The following is a 13,186-nucleotide window of genomic DNA, read 5'->3' on the forward strand; positions in this document are numbered from 1 at the left end:
TCCCGATGGATAAGCATTCCGGCATAAAGCAGCGGCTTATCCATCACGCCCAGCCATGAAGCCGCGCGGCCTGCGCGGCTTTTTCGCCGCAACCACCTACCCCGCTTGACTTTTTCAGCGTTTGGGACCACCTACAGCATCACGCACGGAACGCCCGTTCCGCGCGGATATCAACGGAGCCATCTCACGATGCCAAGCGACAGTAGTAGTCGATTGCCTTTGCCGTACGCGGCCTTCGTGCGCTGACCGATATCCATCGGGCTCGCCCGTCGGACGCTGCGGCGGATCGACGGAAAGGCGAGCTATATGAACATCAATCGCTTCCCTCTGCGGGCAGGCCATGCCGCCCGTTTCTTTGCCAGCGACAGCCTCGGTGCCATCACCACGGCTGAACGCGTCGAGCGTCTGAACGCGCTCGAAATTCCCGAAGCAGCGGCTATCCTCGCCACGCTGCCGCAGCAGAAGGCCATCCGCATACTCGGACGCCCAGAGCTGCACCATGCCGCCGCGATGCTGACCGAAATGCCGGTCGAGCAGGCCGCACGGCTTTTGAACGCCACCGCCAACGACCGCGTCGCCGACCTGTTTCAGGAAATGGACGAGGCCGCTCGGGCACATCTGTTTTCCAAGCTCGACCGCGCGACCTGTCTCGCCGTGCAGCACCTCATGGGCTATCCGCCGCGTACGGCCGGTAGCATCATGACGACGGAGTTCGTCAGCGTGCCGGCGACCTGGACGGTCGAGAAGACATTGGAGCATGTTCGCAAGGTCGAGCGTTCGCGCGAGACCGTCTATGCGATCTATGTTCTCGACGTGGAGACACAGGCGCTCACGAGCGTCGTCACGCTGCGCCGCCTCATCAACGGAGAGCCGCAGGCCTCGGTGCTGAGCGTCGCCCAGCAGGGCGGCATCGTCCGCGCCGATCCGCTGATGACGCAGGAAGACGTGGCGCGGCTGATCCGCAAGCACAATCTGCTGGCGCTGCCTGTTATCGGCGAGAACGGCCATATGCTGGGGATTGTCACCGTCGACGACGTGATCGATACGATGATCGCCGACCAGACGGAAGACGCGCAGAAGTTCGGCGGCATGGAGGCGCTCGGAAAGCCCTATATGACGATCAGCTTCGCCGGCATGCTGAAGAAGCGCGCCGGCTGGCTCTGCGCCCTCTTCCTCGGCGAAATGCTGACGGCAAGCGCCATGCAGCATTTCGAGGGCGAACTGGAAAAGGCGATCGTGCTGACGCTGTTCGTGCCGCTGATCATGAGCTCCGGCGGCAATTCCGGTTCGCAGGCGACGTCGCTCATCATCCGGGCGCTGGCGCTGGGCGAGCTGAAGCTGTCGGACTGGTGGCGGGTTCTGCTGCGTGAATTGCCGACCGGCATCGTGCTCGGCTCGATCCTCGGCGCCGTCGGTTTTGCCCGCATCATCCTGTGGCAGAATATCGGGCTCTATGATTACGGCGAGCACTGGATTCTCGTCGGCTTCACGATCTTTGCGGCGCTGATCGGGATCGTGACGTTCGGCTCGGTGGCGGGCTCGATGCTGCCCTTCGTGCTGCAGAAACTGCGGCTCGATCCGGCGAGCGCGTCTGCACCCTTCGTCGCCACGCTGGTCGACGTGACCGGGCTGGTAATCTACTTCTCAGTGGCGCTGCTGATCCTCAGCGGCACATTGCTTTAAACAGGAAAACGGGGCCAGTCGGCCCCGTTTCTCATTGTCGTTTAGGCCGTTGCCTGGATGACGACGACCTGCGCGCCCGGCTCTACCCGCTCGTAGAGATCGATGACGTCGTGGTTGAGCATGCGAATGCAACCGCTCGACATGGCAAGACCGATCGACTGCGGCTGGTTGGTGCCGTGTATGCGGAAATGCGTGTCGTTGCCGCTGCGATAGAGATAGATGGCGCGGGCGCCGAGCGGATTGTTCGGCCCACCCGGCATGCCGCCGGCGAGCTTGCGGTAGCGCTCTTCGCGGCGCTGCATGTTTTCGGTCGGCGTCCAGCTCGGCCATTCGGCCTTGCGCCCGACATAGGCGCCACCTGCAAAGGCCAGCCCTTCCCGGCCGACACCGACGCCATAGCGCATCGCCTGATTGTCGCCGAGGATGTAATAGAGGCGACGGGCGGGCGTATCGACGACGATGGTGCCGGGGCTATAGCTCGAGGCGTAGCTGACCTGCTGGCGACGAAGCTCCGGATCGATCTTGTCGATCGGCATGGCCGGCAACGGAAACTTCTCGGCCGGAATGGCCGCGTAGTTGGCGCGATGATCAGGACCGCTCGAAGCGCAGCCGGCGAGAAGCGCGGAGACGCCCAGAACGAAACCACGGCGGGAAAGCGACATCGAAGCAGTTCCTTAACGTTCGGTTGATGAGACCGAGGTTACGGAGATTATGGTTAATGAACTGCTAAGCGTGTGTCGCCGGTAACGCACTCGTTAAGAGGTTGTGAGGTGGCTGCTCGCACCTCCAAGCGTTAACACCATGGCCACGCGCCGTTCCGGATCCATGCCGTTGCTGACCTCGTCATCGATCTTGGCCCACAGAAATGGCGGCATGTCCTGGCCGCCTACCGTTTGGAAGCCGATGGATTGGTAGAAAGGTGCGTTGAACGGGACATGGCGATCCGTCGTCAACGTCAGAGCGGAAAGCCGGCGTGTCTTTGCCATTTCGACAGCGTGGGACATCAGGCGCCGGCCGACGCCCTTTCGTTGCCAGTCCCTGCTGACATCGAGCTCGATCACATAGAGGGTGTCGTGGATCTCTTCCGCCGCGAGGAAGCCGACCGGGCGGTCATCGCTGTCTGCGGCCACGATCAGCAGGCCGGCTTCAAGCGCTTTTCGCAGGACGTCGTGCGGCAAGGCTTGCGCTGCGTCGGAGATGCCCAACGCCTCCGCCAATGTCGCGAAGGCGTCGAGTTCGATCTCGGTCAGGCGCGGCAATTCTTCCAAGCGCGCCTGCCTGATCGCAAGGGTAGCGCTCACGGCTCATCCCTTACATATTCGGATAAACCGGCCCCTCACCGCCCTGCGGCGGCACCCAGTTGATGTTCTGGTTGGGGTCCTTGATATCGCAGGTCTTGCAGTGGACGCAGTTCTGGGCGTTGATGACGTAGGTCTCTTGCCCGTCCTTCTCGACCCACTCGTAGACGCCTGCAGGACAGTAGCGCGTCGAGGGACCAGCGAAGATGTCGTGCTCCGACGACTTCTGCAGCGCCATGTCCTTGACCTTCAGATGCACCGGCTCGTTTTCCTCGTGATTGGTGTTCGACAGGAACACCGAGGAGAGGCGGTCGAAGGTCAGCACGCCGTCGGGCTTGGGGTAGTCGATCGGCTTGTGCTTTGAGGCCGGTTCCAGCGACTGGGCGTCGGTCTTGCCGTGACCGAGCGTGCCGAAGAAGGAGAAGCCGAGGAGCTGGTTGGTCCACATGTCGAGACCGCCGAGTGCGACGCCGATGGCGGTTCCGAACTTCGACCAAAGCGGCTTGACGTTGCGGACCTTCTTCAGGTCCTTGCCGATGTCGCTTGCGCGCCATTCGTTCTCGATCTCGATGACCTCATCATTGGCGCGGCCTGCTGCGATGGCGTCGGCTATCCTGTCGGCCGCCAGCATGCCCGAGAGCACGGCATTGTGGCTGCCCTTGATACGGGGAACGTTGACGAAGCCGGCGGAGCAGCCGATCAGGGCGCCGCCCGGAAAGGTCAGCTTCGGCACCGACTGGTAACCGCCCTCGGTGATGGCGCGCGCGCCATAGGAAAGCCGCTTGCCGCCCTCGAAGGTAGTGCGGATCGCCGGGTGCGTCTTGAAGCGCTGGAATTCCTCGAAGGGGTAGAGATAGGGGTTCTTGTAGTTCAGGTGCACGACGAAGCCGACGGCAACGAGGTTGTCTTCCAGATGATAGAGGAAGGAGCCGCCACCGGTCTTCATGCCGAGCGGCCAGCCGAAGGAGTGCTGCACGAGGCCCTGCTTGTGGTTCTCCGGCTTGACCTGCCAGAGCTCCTTGATGCCGATGCCGAATTTTTGGGGTTCGCGATCCTTTTGCAGGTCGAACTTGGCGATGAGCTGCTTGGCGAGCGAGCCGCGCACGCCCTCGCCGATCAGCGTATATTTGCCCAGCAATTCCATGCCGCGCGTGAAGTTCGGGCCGGGTTCGCCGTTCTTCTCGACGCCCATGTCGCCAGTGGCGACACCGATGACAGCGCCCTCGTCGTTGTAGAGCACTTCGGTGGCGGCGAAGCCCGGATAGATCTCGACGCCCAAGGCTTCCGCGTGGCCCGCCAGCCAGCGACAGACGTTGCCGAGCGAGACGATGTAGTTGCCGTGATTGCTCATCAGCGGCGGCATCGCGAAGTTCGGCAGGCGGATGGAGCCGGCCGGGCCGAGCAGCAGGAAGTGGTCGTCCTTGACCTCGGTCTTGAACGGATGATCGGCCTCTTCGCGCCACTCCGGCAGCAGGCGGTCGATACCGATGGGATCAACGACTGCGCCAGACAGGATATGCGCGCCGACTTCAGCGCCCTTCTCCAGCACGACGACCGAGAGTTCGGGATTGACCTGCTTCAGCCTGATCGCAGCCGAAAGGCCGGCAGGACCGCCGCCGACAATCACGACGTCGAATTCCATGCTCTCGCGTTCGGGCAGTTCAGTCGCTTCGGTCATCCGTCATTCTCCGCTCGGCCGGCTTTGCGGCCACAAATCCCCGTGTATGGGGTATCTCTTGGCAAAACATGGCTGGATTGTCGAGCCGGGAAACGACAGCCAATACCCCATTTCGCGCAATGATATTCCTCTTCACAAAAGAACTACATGACGTTTACGTCAACGTCAATAAATGAAGCTGATCAGGCCATGGTCGGCCTTTCCTTTTGATCGTTGCGCGCCCTATAAATGCACCGAACAACAGGAGACTTCAAAATGGATCTGGGCATCAAGGGCAAGCGCGCGCTCGTGCTGGCATCGTCGCGCGGACTTGGCCACGGCATCGCGGTCGCCCTGGCGCGCGAAGGCGCCAATGTGCTTTTGTGCGGACGCAGCGGCGAAACGCTGGAGGCGAACTGCAAGGCGATCAATGCCGAGGGCAAGGGCAAGGCCGACTGGATCTGGGCCGATCTTTCGGAAGAGAACTTCGTCGAGACGGTCACGACAGCCGTCAAGAGCAAGCTCGGCGGCGTGGACATCCTGATCAACAACACCGGCGGCCCGACGCCCGGCACCACCGAGGACATGACGGCCGAACGGCTGGAGACCTATTTCTTCTCGATGGTGCTCCGGGTCATCACGCTCACCAATGCACTGCTGCCCGGCATGAAGGAACAGGAATGGGGTCGCATCCTGACGGTGGCGTCCTCGGGCGTAATCGAGCCGATCGGCAATCTCGCGCTTTCCAACACGCTGCGCCCAGCGCTTGCCGGCTGGAGCAAGACATTGGCCACCGAAATCGGCCGCTTCGGCGTCACCACCAACCTGCTGCTCCCCGGCTCGATCCTGACGAGCCGCCTCGACGATCTCGACGGCGCCGCCGCCAAGCGCACGGGCAAAAGCGTCGACGAGATTCGCGTCGTCAAGGAAGCGGCCATCCCCGTCGGGCGGTATGGCAAGGTGGAGGAGTTCGCGGCGACCGCCGCCTTCCTGTGCAGCCAGCAGGCGAGCTATATCACCGGCAGCCTGGTGCGCTGCGATGGCGGCGCGGCGCGATCCCTCTGATCGCAAACGACAATCGGGCGTCAGCCGGTGGCGCCCGACCGCCGTTGCGTCACATTCACGCAATCGCCTGTTGTTTAGAATATGCGAACATTACGAAAATTTAAGCCATTCTAACCACTTAGTGATGCCCCTGTCGGGATTGTGTCTTTTTCGTGCCGCAATAAAAGTGGTTGAATAAGTCATACTCAACAGCCCCCGACCGGTATCAACATGAAGAAACTCTGGATCACCACCTGCCTTGTTGTCGCAGCCGGCTTCGGCGCGTGGCACTATAAGGATCGCATTCCCTATCTCTCGCAATTCGGACCGAAACCGACCGCGCAGGCCGACGCCTCCGGCGGCAAGCAGGCGGCGGGCGATGGAGCACAGCAGGGCGGCGACCAGAAGGGCAAGGGGCGCAAAGGCGGCGGGCCGACGCTGGTGAAGACCGTGGCTGCCGTGAAGACCGTGCTGCCGCGCGATGTCACCGCATCCGGTTGGGCCGACGCCGACGACAACACGACGATCGCCGCGCAGGAACAGGGGCTGGTCACCGAGATCATCGCCAGCGATGGCTCCTCCGTCAAGCAAGGCGACCTCATCGCCAAACTCGACAACCGCACGGCACAGGCCGCGGTCGACAAGGACAATGCGATGATCGCGCGCGATACCGCGACGGTCGCCGAGTCCGAAACGGCGCTCACGCGCGCCTCGGACCTTTTGACATCGAAAGCCGGCACGCAGCAGACCTACGATCAGGCGAAGGCCGCGCGCGACACTGCCGTCGCCACCGTGCAGGCGGACAAGGCGACGCTCGCTTCCGATCAGGTGCTGCTGGAGCATACCGACATCCGGGCGCCCTTCGACGGGCGCCTTGGCGACATCGCCGTCAGCCCCGGCGCCTTCGTGACGGCAGGCGCGACGATCGTGACGATCGCGAAATATGACCCGATCTATGTGAAGTTCCACTTGCAGGAGCGCGATCTTCGGCAGCTGAAGCTGGCGCTCGCCGCCGGCCCCGTCGACGTGACCACCGTGCCGCCATCAGGCAAGGGCAAGCCGCGCACCGGGCATATCAGCTTCTACGACAACACCGTCGATACAGCATCCGGCACCATCCTCGCCAAGGCGAAATTCGAGAATGCATCGGGCGCGCTTTGGCCCGGCCAGTCGGTCAACATCGTGGTCCATTTCAACAACAACGAACAGCAGATCGTTGTGCCGACGGTGGCAGTCAGCCCCGGCGCAGACGGCTTCTACTCCTTCGTCGTTAACGACGGAAAGGTGCGGCTGGCGCCCGTCACTGTCGCCCGCGCCAACGGCGGCTACACGGCGATCGCGGCCGGTCTTTCGGAAGGCGACCATGTGGTCATCGAGGGACAGGCGCAGCTCGTCGACAAGCAGGCCGTGAAGGAAGAATTCGATAGCAAGGCGATCAACGTCGCCTCGGCGGATCAGCCGAAGTCAACGGAAACCATCGTGGCGGGCACGGAAGAATGATACCAAATTTCTGTATCCGGCGCCCCGTCGCCACCACGCTTCTCGCCATCGGCGCCGTGCTTGCCGGTATCGCAGGCTATCAGCTCGTGCCGGTGGCAGCCCTGCCGCAGGTCGACTTTCCGACGATCAACGTCTCGGCAGCGCTGACCGGCGCCTCGCCGAAGACCATGGCGACATCGGTCGCCACACCACTGATCAAGCAGTTCGAGACGATCCCCGGGATCAGCGAGATCAGCGCCACCAACTCGCTCGGCAATACCAGCATCGTGCTGCAGTTCGATCTCAACCGCAGCATCGATGCGGCCGCCGCCGACGTTCAGGCAGCGATCTCGCATGCGACGCGGCAACTGCCCGACAACATGACGACGCCGCCGAGCTACCGCAAGACCAACCCGGCAGACGCTCCCGTCATGCTGCTTGCGGTGCAGAGCGATACGATGCCGCGCAGCAAGCTTGACGATGTCGCGGAAAACATCATCTCGCCCTCGCTCTCCACCCTGCCTGGCGTGGCCGAGGTCTCGGTCTTCGGCGCGCAGACCTATGCCGTGCGCGTCGAGGTCGATCCGAACAAGCTGCTCAACCGTGGCCTGGGGATCGATACGGTCAACAAGGCGATCCAGGCTGCCAATAGCCAGGTGCCCGTCGGCACGCTGCAGAACGACAGCCAGAGCATGACGATCACCGCCGACACGCAGCGGACCAATGCCGAGCAGTTCCGCACCCTCGTCATTGCCAACCCCGGCGGCGCGCCGATCCATCTCGGCGATGTCGCCGACGTTGAGGATAGCGTCGAGAACCAGAACACCGGCAGCTGGTACGACGGCAAACAGAGCATCATCCTGGCAATCCAGCGCCAGCCGGATGCGAATACGGTCGCCGTGGTCGATGCCATCAATGCGAAGCTGCCGGCACTGCATGCCGAAATACCGGGATCGGTGACGACGCAGGTGATGAACGATTCGGCCAAGCCGATCCGCGACGCGATCTCGGACGTGAAGTTCACGCTTTTCCTGACGATCGGCCTCGTCGTTCTCGTCATCTACCTCTTCACCGGCCATCTGACGGCAACGATCATACCGGGCCTTGCCGTGCCGCTGTCGCTGATCACCACCTTCGGGATGATGTATGTGCTGGGCTACAGCGTCGACAACATCTCGCTGCTGGGGCTGACGCTTGCCGTCGGCCTCGTGGTCGACGACGCCATCGTCATGCTCGAAAACATCTTGAGGCACGTCGAGGATGGCATGCCGGTTCTCGAGGCGGCCATCAAGGGCTCGGGCGAAGTCAGCTATACGATCATCTCCATGTCCGTCTCGCTGATCGCGGTCTTCATTCCGATCCTTCTGATGGGCGGCGTGGTCGGGCGTATCTTCAACGAGTTCGGCATGGTGGTGGCGATCGCGATCGTCGCTTCGGCAATCGTGTCGCTGACGGTGACGCCGATGCTTGCCTCGCGGCTTGGCAGCGGTCACAGCCAGCCGCCCTTCTTCATCCGCTGGTTCGATGCCGGCTTCGAGCGGACGCTGCGTGGCTACGACCGTTCCGTCGCCTGGTGCCTGGCGCACCGTCCGGCCATTCTCGAGCTGTTCCTCGCCTCGGTCGGACTGACCATCTACCTGTTCATGACGCTGCCGACGAGCTTCTTCCCGACGGAAGATATCGGCCGCCTCAACATCTCGACCCGCGCCCGCCAGGATATCTCCTACCCGGCGATGAAGGATCTGCAGAACCAGGCTGCGGCGCTCGTCAAGCAGAACCCGGCGGTCAATCACGTCATGTCGATCGTCGGCGGCAATGCCCGCAGCCCGCTCAACAACGGCACGATGTTCGTCGAATTGAAGGACAAGAAGGACCGGCCGCCGCTCGATCAGACGCTGCGCGAACTGCGCGCCAGCATCAGCAAGATCCCCGGCCTGCAGGCCTTCATCACGCCGCAGCAGAGCTTGCGCTTCGGCGGGCGGCAGACGGCCAGCCAGTATCAGCTGGTGGTTCAGGCGCTGAGCGCCGACCAGACAAACCTCTGGGCCAACAAGATACAGCAGGCAATGCACGGCGATCCGCGCTTTACCGACGTGACATCGGACGCGCAGAACAACGCGCTGCAGGCAGAGATCAAGGTCGATACGGAAAAGGCCGCCGCCTTTGGCATCACCGACGACCAGCTGCGCACGTCGCTGCAGGAATCCTTCGGCGGTTATGCTGCGGCGCAGATCCAGTCGACCGGCGACAGCTACGACGTGCTCGTCGAGTACGACACCAATGCGCCCTGGGATGACCAGAAGCTGCAGGACATCCGCGTCGCATCGGCAAGCGGTGCGCTCGTTCCGCTGTCGAACTTTGCGACGGTGGAGCGCACCACCGGGCCGGTGACGATCAACCAGACCGGCCAGCTGGTCTCGACCACGGTGTCGTTCAACCTGCCCGCCGGCGAAGCGCTCGGCGATGCGACGGCTGCGATCGACCAGATCAAGAAGGACATCGACATGCCCTCGGACGTCTTCACGTCCTATGGCGGCACGGCGCAGATTTTCGAGCAATCGCAGGGCAATACGCCTCTCCTGATCCTGGCGGCGGTGCTGACGATCTATGTCGTTCTCGGCGTCCTCTACGAGAGCTTCATCCACCCGCTGACGATCCTCTCCGGTCTGCCGGCGGCAGCTCTCGGCGCTCTTCTGGCACTGAGGGTGATGAACTTCGATCTGTCGATCATCGCGCTGATCGGCCTTCTGATGCTGATCGGCATCGTCAAGAAGAATGCGATCATGATGATCGACGTGGCGCTGGAGAACCTGCGATCGGGCACCGGCATGACCTCGTCCGAGGCCATCCACGAAGCCTGCGTGCGGCGTTTCCGCCCGATCATGATGACGACCTTCTGCGCGCTGCTTGGCGCGCTCCCCATCGCGCTCGGCTCGGGCGCGAGCTCGGAGCTTCGCCAGCCGCTCGGCATCGCCGTCGTCGGCGGCCTCATCGTCAGCCAGGCGCTGACGCTGTTCATCACCCCCGTCATCTTCGTCGAGATGGGGCGGCTCAGCGACTGGCTGCTCAGCCTTGGGCGAAAGAAGACAGAAGAGCAACACGAGGAGCCCGCCCGGGCCATCGCAGCGGAATGATCGAGACGGGCGCCCATCGGCGCCCGTTTCATTTTGCGCTTCCGCGTCTTGAATAAGACAGACCGCTGTGGCATCACGCGCCCTCTTGAATTCGGGCGTCCCTTGGCGCCCCGGCGGAGCAGTTGCTCCAGTCTCCAGCAACGATCGACATTGAGAGGTGCGAGCATGGCTCAAGCGCTAGGTTTGGACTTTGGCACGACCAACACCGTACTGGCCACCGCAGACGGCAAGACCACGCATTCCATGGGCTTCACCAGCTCGGCGGGCGAAAGCGACAGCATGCGCACCGCGCTGTCCTTCATGAAGGATGGGAAGCTCGGCGCTTCGGCGCTGAAGGTCGAGGCAGGCCATGCGGCGATCCGCCAGTTCATCGACAATCCCGGCGACTGCCGCTTCCTGCAGTCGATCAAGACATTCGCCGCCAGCGCCCTTTTCCAGGGCACGCTGATCTACGCCAAGCGCCACAGCTTCGAAGACCTGATGGAGGTGTTCATCCGCCGCCTCGGCAACTATGCGGGCAGCAACTGGCCGTCGGACGTGGCGCGCATCGTCACCGGCCGGCCGGTGCACTTCGCCGGCGCGAGCCCCGATCCGGTGCTGGCGACGCAGCGCTACAACGAGGCGCTGTCGCGCTTCGGCTTCCCCGAAGTGCACTATGTCTATGAGCCGGTGGCGGCCGCCTTCTACTTCGCGCAGAACCTGAAAAGCGACGCAACGGTGCTGGTCGCCGACTTCGGCGGCGGCACGACCGACTATTCGCTGATCCGCTTCGAGACCGTCGCCGGTCAGCTGAAGGCGACGCCGATCGGCCATTCCGGTGTCGGCATCGCCGGCGATCATTTCGACGCCCGCATCATCGAAAACGTCGTTGCACCTGAGATTGGCAAGGGGAGTCATTTCAAGAGCTTCGACAAGATCCTTGAAGTGCCGACCAACTACTACTCCAGCTTCAGCCGCTGGAACCAATTGTCGATCTTCAAGACCTCGCGCGAATACGAGGACCTGAAGAAGCTGGTCCGCACGGCGCTTGAGCCGGAAAAGCTGGAGCTCTTCATCGATCTCGTCGACCACGACGAAGGCTATCCGCTCTACCAGGCGGTCTCGGCGACGAAAATGGCGCTGTCTGCCACTGAAGAGGCCGAGTTTAACTTCTCGCCGCTCGGCCGCGCCGGAAAGCGGATGGTGGCTCGCGCCGATTTCGAGAGCTGGATTTCGGACGATCTCGCCCGCATCGAAGGCGCGCTCGACGATGTTCTGGAAAAGACCAATACGGAAGCGGGCGCGATCGACAAGGTGTTCCTCACCGGCGGCACCTCCTTCGTTCCGGCTGTGCGTCGCATCTTCACCGAGCGCTTCGACGCTGACCGCATCGAGACCGGCGGCGAGATGCTCTCGATCGCGCACGGTCTGGCACTGATCGGCGAACGCGACGATATCGCGCAATGGACGGTGCAATAGGCCGGGATGTGGCGGCTGCGCACTTTCATTGAGGCTTGAGCTTCGGTAATGTTCCGCCCATGATCTCCGTCAACGACCTCTCTCCAGGCGAACTCGCAGCCCTTCTGCATTTCCATGCGGATGCCGGCGTCGAGTGGTTGCTGGAAGAAGAGGCCGTTGATCGCTTCGCCGAGTTCGAGGCGATGAAGGCGGCGCGCCGCAGCGCCGCCCCTGCCCCGCAGGCGGAGGCACGGGAGACGGCATCCCGCGCACCAGCGGCTTCCGCACAGCGCGGCGCGCCCCAGCCGGAGCGCTCGGCGCAGCGGCCTCAGCCGGCGATCCCTGATGGAGAAGCGATCCAGCAGGCGCGCTTTGCCGCCGAAAGCGCGCGGTCGCTCGCGGAGCTGAAGACCGCGCTCGAGGCCTTCAATGGCTGCAATCTCAAGCACAGCGCGCGCTCGACGATCTTCGCCAGTGGAGATGCTGCGAGCGGCATCATGCTGATCGGCTCGGCGCCCGGCGCGGAGGACGATCGCGAGGGGCAGCCGTTTGCCGGACGCCCCGGCCAGCTGCTGGACAAGATGCTTGCCGCCATCGGGCTCGACCGCGCGGGCATCCTGTTGACCCAGGTCATTCCTTGGCGCCCGCCGGGCAACCGCGTCGCCTCCCCCGCGGAGATGGATATCTGCCGCCCCTTCATCGAGCGGCAGATCGCGCTTGCCGAGCCGAAAGTGATTCTCCTGCTCGGGAATTTCGCAGCTCGGGTGTTCTTTGGCGAAGGCGACACCATTCACGGCTTGCGCGGCCAGTGGCGTGAAATTGCCGCAGGCGACCGCGTCGTCCCGGCTATCGCCACACTGCATCCGCAGGACCTGTTGACGGCTCCGGTCAATAAGCGCTTGGCCTGGAACGATTTATTGGCTTTTCAGGCAAAACTGACAGAAATCAATTCTGCCTCCTAAATAACCAACATTGACAGATTTGCGACGAGACCCATGCACAAGACGCATGCCTGCCGCGTATTCCTATGCCTTGTGAAATCTATTGTGCGCTGCAATATTAGCATTGTGTCTTGGGAGGAATCATAAGGAACCAAGGCAATGAGCAACACTCGTCGTCCTACACACTGCAGATTTGAAACCTTGAGAAACGCAAACAGCAACGGCCGCACCACGCAGAGCTACTGCCGCACCGGCTTCGCCACCAACGAGCAGATGATCGCTCGTGGCACTGGCGCGAGCGGTCGTATCGTGCGCCCCGCTGCCATCTTCGCGGATTTCCAGCAGTATTGATCGCAGGGCACGGCCACTCGCCGTCCCTGCCGCTTATCGGCTTATTCTCATGACGACCCGTCTCATCTCACTTCTTTGCAAGATCGACGCCATCGAGCATATCCGCGCAGCCGTATGCGCGGCGGAAGCCTACGATCGCGAATCCTGACCCGTCGCCATCGG

10 protein-coding genes are annotated in these 13,186 nt (G+C 62.8%); 7 read left to right on the forward strand and 3 right to left on the reverse strand.

Annotated elements, in window-relative coordinates; all coding sequences use genetic code 11:
• Positions 1 to 306: 306 nt before the first annotated feature.
• Positions 307 to 1,683, forward strand: a complete 1,377-nt coding sequence (mgtE, locus tag D460_RS0112305; RefSeq protein ID WP_018898849.1) for a magnesium transporter — start codon at positions 307 to 309, stop codon at positions 1,681 to 1,683.
• Positions 1,684 to 1,724: 41 nt separating this feature from the next.
• Here mgtE and D460_RS0112310 read toward each other — a convergent pair whose 3' ends face one another.
• From D460_RS0112310 to D460_RS0112320, 3 genes are all read right to left on the reverse strand, one after another.
• Complete coding sequence (locus tag D460_RS0112310; RefSeq protein ID WP_018898850.1) at positions 1,725 to 2,345, reverse strand: L,D-transpeptidase; 621 nt, start codon at positions 2,343 to 2,345, stop codon at positions 1,725 to 1,727.
• Between the two features lie 93 nt (positions 2,346 to 2,438).
• A complete protein-coding gene (locus tag D460_RS0112315; RefSeq protein WP_155947731.1) occupies positions 2,439 to 2,984 on the reverse strand; it encodes a GNAT family N-acetyltransferase in 546 nt (181 codons plus the stop codon).
• Positions 2,985 to 2,994: 10 nt separating this feature from the next.
• Positions 2,995 to 4,659, reverse strand: a complete 1,665-nt coding sequence (locus D460_RS0112320) for an electron transfer flavoprotein-ubiquinone oxidoreductase (RefSeq protein WP_018898852.1) — start codon at positions 4,657 to 4,659, stop codon at positions 2,995 to 2,997.
• Between the two features lie 255 nt (positions 4,660 to 4,914).
• Between D460_RS0112320 and D460_RS0112325 the strand changes: the two genes are divergently transcribed.
• From D460_RS0112325 to D460_RS0112350, 6 genes are all read left to right on the forward strand, one after another.
• Positions 4,915 to 5,703: an SDR family oxidoreductase gene (locus tag D460_RS0112325; RefSeq protein WP_018898853.1), complete on the forward strand. Its 789-nt coding sequence runs from the start codon at positions 4,915 to 4,917 to the stop codon at positions 5,701 to 5,703.
• 210 nt (positions 5,704 to 5,913) lie between these two features.
• The gene (locus tag D460_RS0112330; protein ID WP_018898854.1) at positions 5,914 to 7,182 is read left to right on the forward strand and encodes an efflux RND transporter periplasmic adaptor subunit; all 1,269 of its coding nucleotides are present in this window, start codon (positions 5,914 to 5,916) and stop codon (positions 7,180 to 7,182) included.
• Entirely contained in the window at positions 7,179 to 10,295 is a 3,117-nt protein-coding gene (locus tag D460_RS0112335) for an efflux RND transporter permease subunit (protein ID WP_018898855.1), read from the forward strand. Before D460_RS0112330 ends, D460_RS0112335 begins: the two co-directional genes overlap by 4 nt.
• 165 nt (positions 10,296 to 10,460) lie before the next feature.
• Positions 10,461 to 11,753, forward strand: coding sequence for an Hsp70 family protein (locus D460_RS0112340; protein ID WP_026283069.1), 1,293 nt, complete (start codon positions 10,461 to 10,463; stop codon positions 11,751 to 11,753).
• Between the two features lie 59 nt (positions 11,754 to 11,812).
• On the forward strand, positions 11,813 to 12,694 hold the full coding sequence (locus D460_RS0112345; RefSeq protein WP_018898857.1) for a uracil-DNA glycosylase: 882 nt from the start codon (positions 11,813 to 11,815) through the stop codon (positions 12,692 to 12,694).
• Positions 12,695 to 12,832: 138 nt separating this feature from the next.
• The gene (locus D460_RS0112350) at positions 12,833 to 13,024 is read left to right on the forward strand and encodes a hypothetical protein (RefSeq protein ID WP_026283070.1); all 192 of its coding nucleotides are present in this window, start codon (positions 12,833 to 12,835) and stop codon (positions 13,022 to 13,024) included.
• Positions 13,025 to 13,186: the final 162 nt, after the last annotated feature.

The sequence above is a fragment of the Rhizobium sp. 2MFCol3.1 genome (assembly GCF_000377565.1).
GTDB lineage: Bacteria > Pseudomonadota > Alphaproteobacteria > Rhizobiales > Rhizobiaceae > Rhizobium.